The organism is Rothia uropygioeca (genome assembly GCF_004136585.1).
In the GTDB taxonomy this organism is placed as follows: domain Bacteria; phylum Actinomycetota; class Actinomycetes; order Actinomycetales; family Micrococcaceae; genus Rothia.
The window spans coordinates 576,231-592,495 of record NZ_NOIR01000001.1; the positions used below are offsets into that span (position 1 = coordinate 576,231).

At 61.3% G+C, this 16,265-nt stretch carries 14 protein-coding genes, 1 tRNA gene and 1 other RNA gene; 6 read left to right on the forward strand and 10 right to left on the reverse strand.

Features of this window, described 5'->3' with window-relative positions; translation table 11 throughout:
• Positions 1-110: 110 nt before the first annotated feature.
• From recR to ffs, 3 genes are all read right to left on the reverse strand, one after another.
• Positions 111-902, reverse strand: a complete 792-nt coding sequence (recR, locus tag EWR20_RS02510) for a recombination mediator RecR (RefSeq protein ID WP_371811913.1) — start codon at positions 900-902, stop codon at positions 111-113.
• A gap of 84 nt (positions 903-986) precedes the next feature.
• Complete coding sequence (locus tag EWR20_RS02515; protein WP_129358686.1) at positions 987-4,163, reverse strand: DNA polymerase III subunit gamma and tau; 3,177 nt, start codon at positions 4,161-4,163, stop codon at positions 987-989.
• Between the two features lie 127 nt (positions 4,164-4,290).
• Positions 4,291-4,387: signal recognition particle sRNA small type (gene ffs / locus EWR20_RS02520), an RNA gene on the reverse strand.
• 157 nt (positions 4,388-4,544) lie between these two features.
• Between ffs and EWR20_RS02525 the strand changes: the two genes are divergently transcribed.
• Positions 4,545-4,632: transfer RNA gene (locus tag EWR20_RS02525), tRNA-Ser, on the forward strand.
• Positions 4,633-4,699: 67 nt separating this feature from the next.
• Here EWR20_RS02525 and EWR20_RS02530 read toward each other — a convergent pair.
• On the reverse strand, positions 4,700-5,212 hold the full coding sequence (locus EWR20_RS02530) for a GNAT family N-acetyltransferase (RefSeq protein ID WP_197964448.1): 513 nt from the start codon (positions 5,210-5,212) through the stop codon (positions 4,700-4,702).
• A gap of 42 nt (positions 5,213-5,254) precedes the next feature.
• On the opposite strand from EWR20_RS02530, the gene EWR20_RS02535 reads away from it, so the two are divergent.
• Positions 5,255-5,803 (forward strand): GNAT family N-acetyltransferase, encoded by a 549-nt coding sequence (locus tag EWR20_RS02535; RefSeq protein ID WP_129358688.1) that lies wholly within the window; start codon positions 5,255-5,257, stop codon positions 5,801-5,803.
• Between the two features lie 391 nt (positions 5,804-6,194).
• On the opposite strand, the gene EWR20_RS02540 is transcribed toward EWR20_RS02535, so the two are convergent.
• The 3 genes from EWR20_RS02540 to EWR20_RS02550 all read right to left on the reverse strand — a co-directional run bounded on the left by EWR20_RS02540 (position 6,195) and on the right by EWR20_RS02550 (position 8,417).
• Positions 6,195-7,541, reverse strand: a complete 1,347-nt coding sequence (locus tag EWR20_RS02540; protein ID WP_129358690.1) for an MFS transporter — start codon at positions 7,539-7,541, stop codon at positions 6,195-6,197.
• Positions 7,542-7,671: 130 nt separating this feature from the next.
• Positions 7,672-8,109, reverse strand: coding sequence for a VOC family protein (locus EWR20_RS02545; protein WP_129358693.1), 438 nt, complete (start codon positions 8,107-8,109; stop codon positions 7,672-7,674).
• Positions 8,110-8,231: 122 nt separating this feature from the next.
• Entirely contained in the window at positions 8,232-8,417 is a 186-nt protein-coding gene (locus tag EWR20_RS02550; RefSeq protein WP_129358695.1) for a hypothetical protein, read from the reverse strand.
• Between the two features lie 219 nt (positions 8,418-8,636).
• Here EWR20_RS02550 and EWR20_RS02555 point away from each other — a divergent pair, with 219 nt between their 5' ends.
• Positions 8,637-10,217 (forward strand): helicase HerA-like domain-containing protein, encoded by a 1,581-nt coding sequence (locus EWR20_RS02555; protein WP_129358697.1) that lies wholly within the window; start codon positions 8,637-8,639, stop codon positions 10,215-10,217.
• Positions 10,218-10,417: 200 nt separating this feature from the next.
• On the opposite strand, the gene EWR20_RS02560 is transcribed toward EWR20_RS02555, so the two are convergent.
• Positions 10,418-11,164, reverse strand: coding sequence for an SDR family oxidoreductase (locus EWR20_RS02560; protein ID WP_129358699.1), 747 nt, complete (start codon positions 11,162-11,164; stop codon positions 10,418-10,420).
• 222 nt (positions 11,165-11,386) lie between these two features.
• On the opposite strand from EWR20_RS02560, the gene brnQ reads away from it, so the two are divergent.
• The gene (gene brnQ / locus EWR20_RS02565; protein ID WP_129358701.1) at positions 11,387-12,796 is read left to right on the forward strand and encodes a branched-chain amino acid transport system II carrier protein; all 1,410 of its coding nucleotides are present in this window, start codon (positions 11,387-11,389) and stop codon (positions 12,794-12,796) included.
• 219 nt (positions 12,797-13,015) lie between these two features.
• Here the strand turns inward: brnQ and EWR20_RS02570 are convergent, their stop codons facing one another.
• Positions 13,016-14,713, reverse strand: coding sequence for a long-chain-fatty-acid--CoA ligase (locus EWR20_RS02570; protein ID WP_238147524.1), 1,698 nt, complete (start codon positions 14,711-14,713; stop codon positions 13,016-13,018).
• Between the two features lie 67 nt (positions 14,714-14,780).
• A complete protein-coding gene (locus tag EWR20_RS02575; RefSeq protein ID WP_129358703.1) occupies positions 14,781-15,230 on the reverse strand; it encodes an acyl-CoA thioesterase in 450 nt (149 codons plus the stop codon).
• A gap of 189 nt (positions 15,231-15,419) precedes the next feature.
• Between EWR20_RS02575 and EWR20_RS02580 the strand changes: the two genes are divergently transcribed.
• The gene (locus EWR20_RS02580; RefSeq protein WP_129358705.1) at positions 15,420-15,878 is read left to right on the forward strand and encodes a ribose-5-phosphate isomerase; all 459 of its coding nucleotides are present in this window, start codon (positions 15,420-15,422) and stop codon (positions 15,876-15,878) included.
• A gap of 114 nt (positions 15,879-15,992) precedes the next feature.
• Positions 15,993-16,223, forward strand: a complete 231-nt coding sequence (locus tag EWR20_RS02585; RefSeq protein WP_129358707.1) for a hypothetical protein — start codon at positions 15,993-15,995, stop codon at positions 16,221-16,223.
• Positions 16,224-16,265 lie beyond the last annotated feature (42 nt).

Below are 16,265 nucleotides of genomic sequence, written 5' to 3' on the forward strand. Positions count from 1 at the left end.
CGCTCAAATGAGTCGGGTATTCCACTATGTGACACATCAAGGCGCGATTGAGTAGGTCATCACGTCACATATGCGTCGCGGATCACCTTTTGGTTGGTTCCTGAGCGGTGTCAGTCGGCCCAGGGGTTGGCGAACTTCTCTCCTCGCCGGGGCGTTGGATACCGACGGTTGGGGTCTGCTTGTTCCGCGGGTGCCTCGATTTTTCCTTCGTTGGTCCTCGGTGATTCCTCGACCGGTTCGTCGCTGGTCACGGCGGTTTCCTCGGCGTCGTTTCCCGGAAGAGAATCGTCCGTCTCCGGAGTTTCGGGCGATGCGGTTTGACGCTGGCCCGCGGTCAGTATCCTGCGGCCTTCCATAGCCCGTCCGAGCGTAATTTCGTCGGCGTACTCGAGGTCACCGCCGACGGGGAGGCCGGATGCGAGTCTGGAGACGGTGATGCCAATGGGCGTGAGCATGCGGGAAAGGTAGGTCGCCGTGGCTTCGCCTTCGAGGTTGGGGTCCATGGCCAGAATGATCTCTTGGACCTCCTCGTCGGCCAGCCGTGTCACGAGTTCGCGAATGCGCAGTCGCTCCGGCCCGATGCCCTGCATAGGGTTAATCGAGCCTCCCAGGACGTGATAGCGACCTGTGAAGCTGCCAGTTCGTTCAATGGCGGAAACATCCTTGGGCTCTTCGACGACGCAAATGAGCGACGAGTCCCGGCGGGCGTCCCGACAGATCGAGCATTTCGGTGCCTCGGAAATGTTGCCGCAGATTTCGCAGAAGGAAACCTTGGCCTTGACAGTGGTGATGGCCGCGGAAAGTTTCTCCATCTCGTCCGCGGGCGAATTGAGGATGTAAAAGGCGATGCGCTGAGCGGACTTGGGCCCGACGCCGGGCAGACGCCCAAGTTCATCGATCAAGTCCTGAACTGCTCCTTGGTACAAGAATCCTCACTCTTCCGGAGGGTCTTCACGACCCACCCAATGTGTTGTTGACCAGGGGACTTACCCCCGGTGATGCGGCCGTTCTTCGAGCACACGGCCACCCAGGATGGTTTCGATCGCTGCCTGTCCGAAGACTGAGGAGTCCTCGATGTCTTCATCGTGAGGCGAGGGAACGAAGCCGTCCCATTCGTCGTCCGGAGGCTCTGGGGCGTTCGGATCGACGAGGACATTGCCGTTTCTGCCACGAACCACCGCGGGTCCCGACGGGCTGCCGGAACCCGCCTCAATGGCATCCGCGTGCCGTTCTCGGAACGGTGCGGACTGCTCCCCGGGTGCGTCGCCTGAGTCGGTCTGCTCAGCCTGGCTTGAGGCCGGGCCTTGAGGCCTACCCGGCTGAGCCTCTTCATCATCCCGCACGGCGTGCAGGTGACGTGATTTCTCTCCGCCGGGGATAGGGGAATTCTGGTTCGTGGTCGCAGTCGTTTGGGTCCCGCGCTCTGGTGCGCCGCCGTCGACTTCGGTGAGATGCGGCATGCGCTGCCCCCACTTGGAGGGATGTTCGCTGGCGCTTTCCTCCGACTCAGGGCCCGAATAACGCCAACCGCACTCCCTGCCGTCGACAGCCTTTCCGGGAGCCCCGGCTTGTCGCGCGGCTACGGACCAGTCGTGCGACGATAGACGTTCTTCTGCCGCCGGTGCCGATGGATGCCCCGCGCGCGCTTCGGCCTCGGCGGACCCGTCGCTACTCGCGTCAGACCCCTGAGGCCCGTCCTCCACGGGGGCGGCGATGGCTTCGCTCTCCCCGGACGGCTGCGTGCCCAAAGAGTCTGAGTCCCTAGAAGGCTGACCATTGTGGTTTGTGTCTTCGTCTTCTTTGACAACGTGCAGGTGGGTAGAAGAATTCCCCGTTGGGACGGTCGAAGATTCCGTGGATTCCGGGCCCGCTGAGCCAGCAGTCTCCGAAGCCGATACCTCTCGTCTGCCACCATCGGGCTGAGGGGCCTCATCGCTGGGTATCGGAGCGACTTTCCAGCCGGTGAAGGACTCACCCGAGGAGTCCTCGGACCATTCAGGCTCATCGGAATCTTCATCAGGGGAGAGCGGAATGCCGTGTTTTTGCCAGGCTTCTTCCCCGCCTCGACTGCCTTCCGGGATGATCGGGGAAGGATCGCCGGCTCCTGTTGACGGGGATTGTACGGTTCCCCGCGACGAGAGCGGGGAACCGGTGGTCTCAGCGGCGGGGTGGTCCTTCGATTGCGCCTGACGGGCGGTTGGATTCCAAGCTTCTTCTCCGGGCCAGTCGTCCGCCTCGGTTGCGGCAGCCTGTGGGGTCCGGGCCGGCGCATTCTCAGGTCGGCGGCCTTGGGCAACGTGGGAATTCTGGTCCCTGGTGGACGAGCCTTGACCGCTGGGGCCGCTGCCGTTGGGCTCGGAACTGCCGCGGCCGGGCCCGCCGCCGGGGCGACCGTCGTCGAGTGAAACGGCGCATTCAAGGCCCAAAGTGTCTTTGAGTGCACCGCTCAGCGCGGAGGCAAAGCGTTCGACGCGGCTCTGAATACCCGGCCCGCTCGAGGTCACATACAGTACGCCGTTGTCGAAGCGTGTTGGCCTGCACTCGCGGAAAGTGGCCTGGCCGACCTTGGAGTACTTTCCGACTGCGGCCACGACGTCGGCCCATGAACGTTCGATCATGTTCACCTGGCCCGAGTCGGGAGCGGAAGTCTCCTGTGCGGGGGCGGCGGCAGGCTGCTCTTGGTCTGCCGGGGAGGGTGGTGCTTGCTCGGTCTCGTCGTTCGGACGCGGTTGTGGTGCTTCAGCGGCCTCGGCGTGGTCCTCCGAAGGCTCTTCCGCGGTTCGCTCGACCGACAATTCCGCTTCCTCCGTTGCGGACTCGCGGCTCTTGCGAGCCAAAGACAGGGCCGCTTCACGTGCGCTCGCGCCGGATGCGGGGACTTCTTCGGTGGGCTCCGGGGCCTGGCTGACAGCCTCGGCGGCAATATGTTGGGCCGGGGTCTCCGGTGTGGTGGCCGCCGCCGGGTCCGACTGCAGGGGAGCCTGTACGGCTCCGACGGAACCGAAGTTGATGCGCCGCTCGAGACGGTCCACTCGCGCGTTGACGCCACGTGACGTGTCGTCCGCAGTGGGAAGGAGGATTCTGGCGCAGAGAAGTTCGAGGTGCAGTTGCGGGCTGGTGGCCCCGGTCATTTCCGTCAGAGCGGTATTGGCGATGTCGGCCGCACGGGACAGCTCCGAGGCGCCCAGCTGAGTGGCCTGGCCGCGCATTCGATCGATCTGATCCTCGGACATGCCGTGCAAAATCTGTGCCGCGGATTCGGGAACGGCCTTGACGATGATCAGGTCACGGAAACGCTCCAGGAGGTCTTCGACGAAACGACGTGGATCCTGGCCGGTCTGAACAACGCGGTCCACCGCGTGGAATACGGCAGGGGAGTCTCCGGCCGCAAATGCATCCACGACCCCGTCGAGCAATTCGGCGTGGGTGAAGCCGAGAAGGGCGACGGCAAGGTCATACGTGATTCCGCTTTCGGAGGCTCCGGCCATGAGCTGATCGAGGACCGACAGCGAATCCCGCACTGATCCGCCACCGGCTCGCACGACTAAGGGCAGAACTCCCTGTTCGACCTGGATGCTTTCCTTGTCGCACAGGTGGTTGAGATAGCCCCGCAGTACTTCGGGAGCCACGAGGCGGAACGGGTAGTGGTGCGTGCGTGACCGAATGGTTCCGAGGACCTTATTCGGTTCGGTGGTCGCAAAGATGAATTTGATGTGCTCGGGGGGCTCTTCGACGATCTTGAGCAGGGCGTTGAAACCCTCCCGAGTGACCATATGGGCCTCGTCGATGATGAAGATCTTGTAGCGATCTCGAACAGGGGCGAACGTTGCTCGTTCGCGAAGGTCGCGGGCGTGGTCGACGCCGCCGTGGGATGCGGCGTCCATCTCGATGACGTCCAGCGACCCCGCGCCGTCGCGAGCGAGATCGACGCAGGACTCGCATTTGCCACAAGGACGTGCGGTAGGGCCTTCGGCGCAGTTGAGGCAGCGGGCGAGGATCCGCGCGGAGGTGGTTTTTCCGCATCCGCGAGGGCCGGAGAAGAGATAAGCGTGGTTCACGCGATTCTTCTGCAACGCTGTCATGAGGGGGTTGGTCACGTGCTCTTGCCCGATGACGTCTTCGAACGTCTCGGGTCGATAACGGCGGTACAGGGCTGTGCTCACATAGGAAACACTACTGGTTCCGACCGACAGTTTAAGCAGTGAGGCCGGACCTGTGGACGAAACCGGTTGGCGTACGTTGCAGTAACCCTTGAACGGTGCGGGATATGCCGATGTAGTGGGGCTTTAATGTGAAGACCCCTCGCGCACCCGTCAGAGCCCGAATACCCTTGCTACCTTCCGGTCCTGGGGGAGTTTTTCAAGATGACGCCACGCGAGGGGCTTCCGATAGCTTAGCTCAGCCGCCGTTCACCTGTCACACCAGCTGATCGTGTTCTGTGCCACCTTTGGGGAAAGCGAGTTGTCACTGTCGGTCCCGCTTGTGTAAGCTCGAATCCGTTCGCTTTCGTGAGGTTCCGGTTTAGCCGGGATCGAGCAACACCTGGAGGATTCGCCTAGCGGCCTATGGCGCACGCCTGGAACGCGTGTTGGGTTCACGCCCTCGGGGGTTCAAATCCCCCATCCTCCGCCAGTCAAGCCCCTGTGCTTTTGATTCGTCAAAGGTTCAGGGGTTTTTGCATTCCGGATCTCGGCACGGTTCAGGGAGCCACGGACTGTGGCGTCCTGATCATTCTGATCTCGCTGATGTGGAATCTCTCGTCGAATACCCGTGTTCCGTCAGCCACGAAACCATGCTTGGTGTAGAAGGCTTGAGCCCGCGGGTTCGGGTCCGCCACCCACAGCGAGGTTTCTTCGTCGAGCCTCGTCACGGCTGAGAGCAGTTTTGCCCCCGCCCCGGCTCCATGCACCACGTTGTATGTGTAAAGGACATAGAGAACGGCATCGCCGCTGGAGTCGTTGTCTCTCGGCGAACCCACCATCGCTCCGCCCACGATGCGGCCTTCGAGCTCGGCGACCGAAATCCTGCGCTCGCGCCATCGAGCCTCCGTGAGAGAGGCTTTCCACATCTCAAGGCGACGATTCAGCAGATCCGGGGCGTCAAGGATTTCATCTGGCATCAACCCACGATAGGTTTCCCGCCAAGATCCGACATGCACTTGGGCTATGCCGGGTGCATCTCGCACGGTCGCGGGGCGCACGGTAATGGTCATGCGGCAATTCTATGGTTCTGCTGCTCGACCTATAGTCGGACCATGATCGAAACTTCCCGGCTCAGGTTGCGACTGCCCCGCGCAGAAGACGTTGAAGACGTGCTGTCTTACCGCTCTCGACCTGATGTGGCACGGTACCTTCGCGGGGGAATCTGGACGCGCCAGAAGACGCGACGGGAGATCGCCTCATACTCATCCGTCGATTTCATGAGGTCGGGAGATGAGCTGGTCCTCTTCGTCGAGCTGCGGAGTCCAGCCGTCGTCGTGGGTGAGGTCGGTCTGGTCCGCGGGAAGGATCCTCGGGAGGCTGAACTCGGATTCGTGTTCAATCCAGATTTCGGATCGCAGGGATATGCGACCGAGGCGGTTGGTGTTGTCCTGGCCGAGGCGCCTCGGCGATGGGAGATCGACCGCGTCATTGCCGTTGCCGACGAGGCCAACTCGGCATCCCGTGCGCTGTGCGAGCGGATAGGCATGCACCTGGAATCTATTGCCGCGAGCCAAGATGGCCGGCGGGTCAGCGAGTGCACGTACTCCTTGGGGCTGTCGGGAAACGAGAAATACTCACGCCGAAACAAAAATTTGAAGTGATTTTAGTCACTCGTGCAATGGTTGGTCGACGAGGGGTGCGGTCGGCCCGGAGCTGCCGCCTCACCTGGGGCTGTGCCGCTTGAATAGGCCCGTGCGGTCGGCATATCAACGTCGGAAGGCCTGGTCACGGACGTGCCAGAGTGCCGGTATCCTCTGAGGACACATCGCGCACTCACATGAGTTCGGGCCATACGTGACGCGGCGGCAGCGCGCTGGCTCCTTCGCCTTCGGCCACAAGCCGGGGAAGCCTCCGGGGAGGTGTCCCTCCGAGGTCCTCAGGCATTCGTCTCAACGTTGAGCAACGAAGCCGACTTTCGCGGAGGCCGGGTGGGGTGGCGTCGTATATCTTGGCCCGACGCCGCCCCACCTTTGCTGCCCGGAGTGCGACGGCTTACTCCAGAGCGCGACCTCTCAGCTCGGGGAGGGCGAGCGCGGCGAAAGCGGCGGCGAGGAACGCGGCCGCGAAGAGGCTGAAGAGGGCCAATGGTCCACCGAGGAGAAGTATCGGGGGAGCGATGAGTGGGGCAATGATGGAAGCGATGCGTCCGAATCCCGCCGCGGCTCCGGTTCCCGTGCCGCGGATGGCCGTGGGGTACAGCTCCGGACCGATGGCATACAAGGCGCCCCATGCTCCGAGATTGAAGAAGGATAGGAGGCATCCCGTGAAGATGATGGACCAGTCGCTCGTCGAGACGCCGAACAGGGCCGCGGCGCCTGCGGATCCAATCAGGAAGGTTGCAAGGGTTGAGCGCCGCCCCCATCTCTCGATCAGGAGTGCCGACAGTGCATAGCCGGGGATCTGGGCGAGAGTCATGACCAGCGTGAAGCTGAAAGACTTGACCAATGTGTATCCCTGGGCGTGGAGAAGCGACGGAATCCAAATGAAGGCTCCGTAGTAGGACAGGTTGATGCAAAACCAAATGATCCAGAAGGCCAGGGTTCTCTGACGCAGGCGCGGGGACCAGACAGACTCTGCCCCTGAAGACTTGCTCGGTTCTGCGGTCCTGGCCGGTTGGGTAGAGTGCTCCGATTCCGAACGCCAGTCCTGTCCCGAGGCCTCCTCAAAGGAGCGGACGATGGTCTCGGCCTCTTGGTGTCGACCCCTGGATTCCAAAAATCGCACGGACTCGGGGAAGCCGAAGCGGACCGCCAATGCGTAGAGCGCCGGGATGCATCCCAGGGCGAGGGCCCACCTCCACCCGTCGGGCGAGGCTGTGACGACGAAAGTGCCGATCAACGCTGCGGCAATCCAGCCGATGGCCCAAAATGCCTCGAGAATCACGACCATGCGGCCCCGGATCGAGCGCGGCGAGAATTCGGATACGAGGGTCGAGGCGACCGGCAACTCGGCTCCGAGACCCAGGCCCACGATAAACCGCAAGGCCAATAACGTGCCCAATCCGGCCGAAAGGGCCGATGCTCCCGTGGCCAAGCCGTAGACCAACAGTGTCAGAGCGAAGACCTTGCGTCTGCCGAATTTGTCGGCCAGTAGGCCACCGAGTGCGGCTCCGAGCGCCATGCCGACGAATCCGATGGAACCCAGCCACGACGTCTGGGTAGCGTTCAACCCCCAATGCGCCGCGAGTGCGGCCATGATGAAGGAAATGAGTCCGACGTCCATGGCGTCGAGCGCCCAACCGATTCCTGAACCGCCGAGGAGGCGCAGGTGCTTTCGCGACAGCGGCAAATGGTCGAGCCGTTCGGTGCGGGATGCCGTGGTTGAGGTGGTAGCGGTCATAGCGAACTTTCAAGGCCAGGGGCACCTGGGCCCATGAGTTTTTGTCAATAGTACCTTAACTAAATTCCCGCATGACCTGGGGGTACATCAGGGCGGAAGGTGACTTCGGCTGATTCTCGACCGTGTCGAACTACTGTCCCTTGGGCGCCTCCAAGTTGATCATCCAACGAATGCCGAATTGGTCCGTGAAGGACCCGAATACGTCACCCCAGGGGGCTTTTTCCAGGGGCATCGTGACTTCTCCGCCTTGGGAGAGGCCTTCGAACCAGCCTCGAGCGGCGTTCTCGTCTTCCGATGCGCTGCCCAGGAGGGCCACTTCGACCTGCGGGTTGCCCAGTCCGGGAGTCGCCTGGTCCATGATCCCTCCGTCCGAGGCGAGAATGGTGATTCCGGTTCGGGTCACCAATTGGCCGTGCATGACCAGGTTGGCGGCGTCCTCGGGGACTGGGGCCTCGAAGTCGGCGAATGTGGCGACCGTCAGTTCGCCACCGAGGGCTTCGTGATAGAAGTTCAGAGCCGCACGGGCGTCACCAGAGAACGTCAAATAGGGATTCAGGGTCAGGGACATGGGGACTCCTCGTCATGCTTGCGGGCCGGTCCTGCCATCGGATCGGGCTGATGCGCTCACGCTATGCGCCCGATGAGCGCACGGGAAGAGCGGTCAGCCACAAATGTCCTAAAAGGCGTACGTCACTGCGGGCCGTCCCGTCGGTTTCTCCACCTCACCAGCAGGATGGAAGCAGGAATCGCGAGGAGGACGATGACCACGAGGATCCATGGGCTGATTCCGCCTATGTAGGACATGATGAGCTCCGCGACGAGAGCTATACCGAATACGCAGAGGCACACGAGGAATACGTCGGACATGTTTTTCATGGCTATCTCCTGACGGTGATCGGGGTGGACTGCTGAAGACCCGAAGCTACGGACGGGGGAGCAAGGTCGCCCCCTCCCGGAGCCAGCCTATCTTCCGGGGAACTTGCGATGTGCCTCGTCAGCAATCAGTGACGGAGTGGATGGAGAGCATCAAATTGGATATCCACAATTTGTTTCCGAGACGCTCCAGTGGCCCGCTGAATGGGTAACGTATGTGACATGGCTAATGACGAACAGCTCGAAAAAATCGCGAACGGATATAGATTCGCAGGAGAAACCGTAAGCCTCGGTGTGGCGATGAGCGGCGGCGAACCGCAACCGGATGTTCCGGTGGCCCTTCCCCTGTCCATGATGAACCGTCACGGGTTGGTGGCAGGGGCGACCGGCACCGGAAAGACCAAAACGCTTCAGTCGATGGCCGAGCAACTCTCTGCGAATGGTGTTCCAGTTTTCTTGGCCGACGTCAAAGGTGATCTGTCAGGTCTGGCGGAGCCTGGCGATTCCAGTGAAAAGCTGAAAAGTCGGAGCTCGGCCATCGGGCAGCAATGGGAGGCGCAGTCTTACCCCACGGAGTTCTACTCACTCGGCGGAGACGGCAAGGGAGTCCCTGTTCGTTCCACGATTCATTCCTTCGGCCCAATCCTGCTCTCGCGCGTGATGGACCTCAACGAAACCCAGGAATCCAGTCTTCAGCTGATCTTTCACTACGCGGACCAACACGAACTCGAGCTGTACAACCTTGCCGACCTCCGGGCAGTGATTCAATTCCTGACCTCTGACGAGGGAAAGCAGGCACTCGGAGAGCTGGGAGGATTGTCCAAGGCAACGGCAGGCGTGATCCTTCGGAAGATCGTGGGCCTTGAGTCCGACGGGATGGACAAGTTCTTCGGCGAACCTCAGTTCGACACGGAAGAGCTGCTCCGCACGGCTCAAGACGGCCGAGGGATCATCTCGGCGCTCGAATTGGCCAACCTGCAGTCCAAGCCTCAGCTTTTCTCCACGTTCCTCATGTGGTTGCTGGCGGACCTCTTCGAACACCTGCCGGAAGTCGGCGACGTCGACAAACCGAAGCTCGTGTTCTTTCTCGATGAGGCCCATCTACTCTTCAACGGAGCCTCCAAAGCGTTCCTCGAATCCATCACTCAGACCGTGCGGCTCATCCGCTCCAAAGGCGTCGGCATTTTCTTCATCACGCAGACGCCCAAGGATGTTCCGGGAGATGTCTTGGGGCAGCTGGCCAACAGGGTTCAGCATGCGTTGCGCGCATTCACTCCGGAAGATGCCAAAGCACTCAAAGCAACGGTCTCGACTTTCCCCAAGTCCGCCTACGATCTCGAGTCACTGCTGACTTCTGCAGGGATCGGCGAGGCGATCGTGACAGTCATGACCGATACGGGAGCGCCCTCGCCCGTGGCGTGGACGCGTATGTACGCGCCGCAGTCGCGAATGGCGCCAGCCTCACCGGAAAAAGTGGATGAAGTGGTGCAGAACAGCGAGCTCGCCCCCAAGTACTCCAAGGTCGTCGACTCCTATTCCGCTTTCGAGAAACTCAATGAGAAGGACCAAGCGGCGCAGCCGCGGGAGAAGGAACCGGACGCGGGAAAAGCCGATCAGTCCGACCGGGCACAGTCCACGAAAGAGCCACAACAGGACGAGGGCCGCGATCGTCGCAAACGCAACGACGCCATCATGCGGGTCGGCACGAATGTCGCTTCCCAGGTCGGGCGCGAGCTTGTCCGGGGGCTGTTCGGTACCTCTCGCCGAGGCGGCGGGCGTCGCGGAGGCGGGCTGTTCGGCTAGGGCACCCGTGCAAGACGGCACCGCTTCGAGCACACGAAAAACGGCCCCCGGTTTCAAACCGGGGGCCGTTTCTCGTCAATCACTCGCACCTATGAGGCACTCCCCAATATAGGGATCCGAACTGAACATGAACTGCTAAGAGCCTTGTCGCCGGCGGGCAAAACTCTGCCAGAGACCTCAGAACGGGTTCGCAAACAGTCCTATCGCTGCTCGGCAAGCCATTCGTCGAGAGATGGGGTAACGATATCCGAGTCCGCCGGGGCCAGCAGCTTCCCATCTCCCAGGCCTGGAAGCGGTGGTTCCTCAACGTTAACCGGTCGGTTGTCACCACGGTGACGCAGTACGGCTTCCGTGAGCTCAGGGAGCCGAAGCGCGTCAGGGCCGCAAACCGTGACCACGCCCTCGCCGTGTTCTCCGAGTGCCGCTCGGACCAAGTATCGGGCTACACTGCGAGCCGCCGCGGGCTGGATGTACCAGTTTTGGGCCACCACGGCGTCTTCCTCCTCGACGATGGCCGCTGGGTTGAGGGCGAATTCGAACCACTGGGAGCTTCTCACGATCGTGTGCACCAGACCGGATTCAGCGACAGCCTCCTCCTGCCGCGCGCGGGCGTCGTAGAACGGAAACTGCCGCAGTCCCTCATCCTGAACACCATTGATCGACAGCATCACGAGGCGTCCCACGCTAGAGGACCGGCACGCCTCGATCAGATTCCGTGCTGCGGCCAGGATAGGGGTCACCGGGTCCTGCGTCGTCGGGTCCCCTACTTGAGAGGCGTCAATCACCGCGGTGACGCCTTCGAGCTTCCCCGCGAGGCCCTCTGCCGACAACAAATCGACGCCGTGAGACCGGCTCAGGGGGACAACCTCCACATCATTCTGCTCGGCTGCTTCCACGATGAGCCGTCCGATGGATCCCGTGGCTCCTGCTACTGCGATCCGGGTCATGATCTCTTCCTCCCTTAGCTGAGATGCATCAACTTTCAGCCTAGTCCCGACCTCGTTTCGGAAGTCGATGCACCGTGCCGACCTTCGAATTCAAGACGTGAGACGGGTCTTGGGCCTCCTCGAGGATTCGCGGCAACACAGAGTAACCTGTCACCTGAGCCTGAGGGCGGACACGCCCTCCCTGACCGACCAATCGATCGCACAAAGGAAACCACGCCGCACATGGCACAGAAAGCGCCGCACAAGAGCCGGAATGGGGTCGTCATCGTCATCGCAGCGATGATGCTTTTCTCCATGTTTTTCGGGGCAGGCAACCTCATTATTCCTCCCATCACGGGGGTCGAATCCGGAGAGAACTTCTTGCCCGCAATCCTGGGATTCATCAGTACGGGGGTCCTGCTCCCCGTCCTCGCGGTCATCGCCGTGGCCATCACCGGCAATGACGTCCAGGACCTCGCGCGACGAGGAGGTCGAATCTTCGGGTTGGTCTTCCCGATTCTGGCGTATCTGTCCATTGGAGCGTTCTACGCCTTGCCCAGGACCGCGACCGTAAGCTTTTCTTCGGCGGCAACGCCGATATTCGGATGGCATTCCACGTGGGCCGCCGCTGGATTCTCCGCGGCGTTCTTCATCGTCGCGTTCCTGATGTCGCTGAATCCCAACGGTTTGGCGGACAAACTCGGCAAGTACCTCACCCCGGCGCTGTTGCTCCTGCTGGTCCTGTTGATCGTCCTGGGTATTTTCACGATCGATCACCAGACCGGGTCCGCCGTCGACGACTACGCGTCACATCCCGCGGCCACGGGCTTCGTCAACGGGTATCTGACCATGGACTCGATTGCGGCCCTTGCGTTCGGCATTCTCGTCGTCTCCGCTCTCCGGTACAAAGGCTTGCCGACCGGCCCGAAATTGGTGCGCGGCGTCGGACTGTCCGCGATCGTGGCCGGCATCTTCCTTGCGGTGATCTATTTGGGCCTCGGATACATCGGTAATTTCATTCCTCATGGAGCAGAATATTCCGACGGTGCCGCACTCCTTGCCGCCGCGGCCAATCAGACCATGGGCATGCCGGGAGGAATCGTTTTCGGGCTGATCGTGGTGCTAGCATGCTTGTCGACGGCGGTCGGCCTTCTGGGGGCAACCTCCGAATTCTTCAACAAGCTCGTGCCCAGCGTGTCCTACCGGGCGTGGCTTGTCATCTTCTGCCTCATCTCTTTTGCGGTATCGACCACCGGGCTCGAGACGGTCTTGGCAATTGCCGCCCCGATCGTTGGGTTGTTGTACCCTCCGGCTATCACTTTGATCCTGTTGACCTTGATCGAGCCGCTGATTCGGCGTCGTCTCCAGTGGACGTTCGTCTTCGCACTGACCATCGCCAGCATCTGGGCGGCACTCATGACGTTGGAATCCCTCAATGTGGGCGCCTCGGTCATCTCGCCGCTGATCGGGTGGTCCCCAGGACACTCGCAGGACCTCGGCTGGTTCGTGCCGACCTTCGTGGCGGCGATCGTCGGCGTGATAGTGGATCTGACCGGTGGGGCGAAGAAGGGCGTGCCGCTGGGCGGCGAATCCGTCGCCGACGCCGAGGTGCGTACCGGAGCCGTCTCGCAGTCCAGAGCAGATACCCTGTAGCGTCATCGCTGCGTGGCCGCATCGGCGCCGACGGCACCCGCGGGGCCAACTGGTGAGCGGACCACAACGGTTATTAAGAAGAGCGGCCCCCGGAATAAATCCGGGGGCCGCTCTCCGTCAATCACTCGCACCTTTGAGGTACTTTCGACTCTAGAGTTCGAGACTGTGATCCAGCTGTGGAACAAGTCTTAAAGAACTCGGAGTCAGGGCAGAAAAGCCTCAGTTGGCTTGGTTGGATGTGTAATCCGCGCGCATCTGACGCTTGTTGAGCTTGCCCACCGACGTGCGGGGCAGCTGAGAGGAAACGATGACTTTTTCCGGCAGTTGCCACTTGGCGAACCGCTGGGACAACAGATCGATGACGCTGTCTTCCGTGACGGTCTGTCCCTCTTTGGGAACGACATAAGCCACGGGTCGCTCCTGCCACTTGGGGTCGGGAACGCCGATCACCGCGGCTTCCGCGACCCTCGGATTGTCCAGAATCGAATTCTCCATATCGATGGAAGAAATCCATTCGCCGCCTGACTTGATCACGTCTTTGAGCCGGTCCGTCAACTTGAGATACCCGTTTTCGTTGATGACACCGACGTCTCCAGAACGCCACCAACCGTCCTCGAAGTTGTCCGCCGAATCCGGGCGATTGTAGTACGACGTCGCAATCCAAGGCCCCCGGATCAATAGCTCTCCGGCCGATTCGCCGTCGTGCGGCTGGGGCTGACCGTCGAGGGCCTCGATCTTGATCTCGACGCCCAGCATCGGTACACCCTGATAGCGCCTGATGTCCCATCCGTCCTCGTCGGACAGGTCGGAGAGGGCAGGCGGCAGGTCCCCGTTGGTCGTGACCAATGGCGAGGTTTCGGAAGCTCCGTAAGCGTGGATGATCTCCCCGCCGGTCAGTTCCTTGAAACCTTGCATCAGCGACAGGGGAGGCTCGCTGGCACCGCACACTATGCTCAGGCCGGTGAGATCCGGAGGCTCAGGCAGTGAACGGTAGTACTCCAGCATCGGGGTGAGGATCGAGGGTGCCCCATTGGCGAGTGTGACGTGCTCATCGCTGAGGGCTTGCGCGAGAACGGCAATGTCCTGCGCCTGCCATCGTCCCGGAAGAACGACCTTGGCCGCAGCTGCGACCGCGGCCTGAGGGAAACCCCAGCACATCACGTGGAACATGGGTGTCACCAGCATTATGGTCGCGTTGTAGTCAACCGCTTGGGAAGAAACCACGGCGAGCGAGTGCAGGTACATGGACCGGTGCGAATAGAGGATGCCTTTGGGTCGGCCCGTGGTGCCGGTCGTGTACCCGGCGTAAGCGGCCGTTTGCTCCGCAATCCACTCAAAGGGGTAGTCTTCCGGTTCGTCCCTCATCAGGTCTTCCAGGAAAACCGGGTTGGGCAACGTGGTCTCCACCTGATCGCTGGGTCGGTCCGACATGACGATCCACCCCTTGATGCCCGCTGCATCGCGGTGGGCCTCAGCGACGGGCAAGAGCGATTCGTCAACGCAGACCCAGGAGGCGCCCGAGTGTTCGATCACGTATCCCAGATCCTCCGAGGCGAGACGTAGGTTGAGCTGCAGCATGGTGGCGGCCAATCCGGGAACCGCGAAGTAGAGCTCGAAGTGACGCTGGGAATTCCAGTCCAGCACTCCGACCATGTCTCCAGGGCCGATCCCCACACGGGAGAGTGCTCCGGCCATCTTGCCGACTCGAGCGAATTCACGACGGTAATTCGTTCTGTTCCACGAGCCGTTCAAATCCCGGTACACCACCTCATTCTGGGGGAAGGTGGTTGCGGCGTAGCGCAAGAGCGAAATCATGTTGAGGGGATAATTGTCGCCTGTGGTGGCAGGGAGTCCTTCGAGCATGGGGTCCTCGTCACTGTTGTCGTGGGCATCGTTGCCGCCTGGTTTCCGTAGCAAAACCCTACGCTTCAGTGATCCAGGACACAATTGGACGTGCGGGCCATCGCGGCGCCGACCTCGTCCGTCAGTGACTCACCGGAGCCGCCGAGAGGTTGGTCGGGTCCTCGGGGTCAAAAGTTCCGTATCGACCGAGAAGTTCCCGCTCTTGGCCGCCGAGCGTGCGCGGGGTGAGGTTCTCAGGATCCACGCCAACCAATACGTTCAGCCCGTCGAAGACCACGGCGTTCTCCTGGATCCCGCGGAACGTCACGGTGTAGGAGGTGCCGCCCACGTGACCGATGCCAAGTTCGATCACGAGTTCGGGCCCGTAATGGACTGGACGACGGTAATTGATTTCGGTGCGGACGACGACGGTGGGGTTGACGTCGCGGTCCCATCCGTTGAGCGATCGCAGCCACATGACGCGGGCTTCCTCGATAAGGGTCAGCACGCGCGCATTATTGACATGACCCATGAGGTCTTGATCGGACCAACGGATTTCGAGAGGTCGGGCGAAGGCGGGATATTCGGTCATGGGTGGGGGTCCTTCCGGTTTATTGCCTCATCGATACTAGCCAGTCTTGAGGCGAAAACTCCTTGCGGCGTAATCCTCCTCGGTATGGTGGATCATTCGGCAAGCTCGTCCAGCGCGCATCCGAGAGTGAACCTGTAGAAATAATCATGAGGGAACGCGGGTTATGCCCGGTAACGAAAGGAGAACACCATGGGCCTGAAAATCGTCGTCGGTGGAGACAACGCAGGATTCAACTACAAAGAGGCTCTCAAAGCCGATCTCGAGGCTGACGAGCGGGTCGAGGAAGTGATTGACGTCGGTGTGACCGGTACGGATGACGAGACGTACTACCCCAACGTGGCCACCGCGGCCGGCGAGAAAATTGTCGCGGGTGAGGCGGATCGGGCCTTGCTCATCTGCGGAACCGGCCTCGGGGTTGCAATTTCCGCGAACAAGGTCAAGGGAATTCGTGCCGTCACGGCTCACGACATCTACTCGGTCCAGAGATCCGTGCTGTCCAATAACGCTCAGGTTCTGTGCATGGGAGAGCGCGTCGTCGGACTCGAGCTGGCACGCACCCTCGTCAAAGAATGGTTGGGGCTGGAATTCGACCCGAATTCCTCCTCGGCGGCAAAGGTTGACGCGATCTGTGCCTACGAGGGCGACTAGAGCCCTCTGGGTCGGGCTGGAAAATACTCGCTCAAGAAGACGCCCCTGTGTTGCACGACACATAAAAGTGTATGGTGACTAGTGAATACGCCATATCTCTCAGGGGAGTTGGACATGAATCAGTCAGAGTATCAAAGAGGCCATAAACAGCTCGTACTTGTCTTGTTGCTGGCCACGAGCGCGGCTGCGGCAGTGATCATTATCGGCTCGACGGTTCTGGTCCCGAAATTTTCTTTCTTCGCCCCATGGGTCGCCGGAATATGGGCCGTGATAGTGATCTGGACCCTGATTCTCGAGCGCGGCACGCTGTTTCATCGTGATCAACACCGTACGTCGGAACGGTAACGCCCCAGCTGACGTGCAGTCGTCAGGAAAGACTGCAATGGG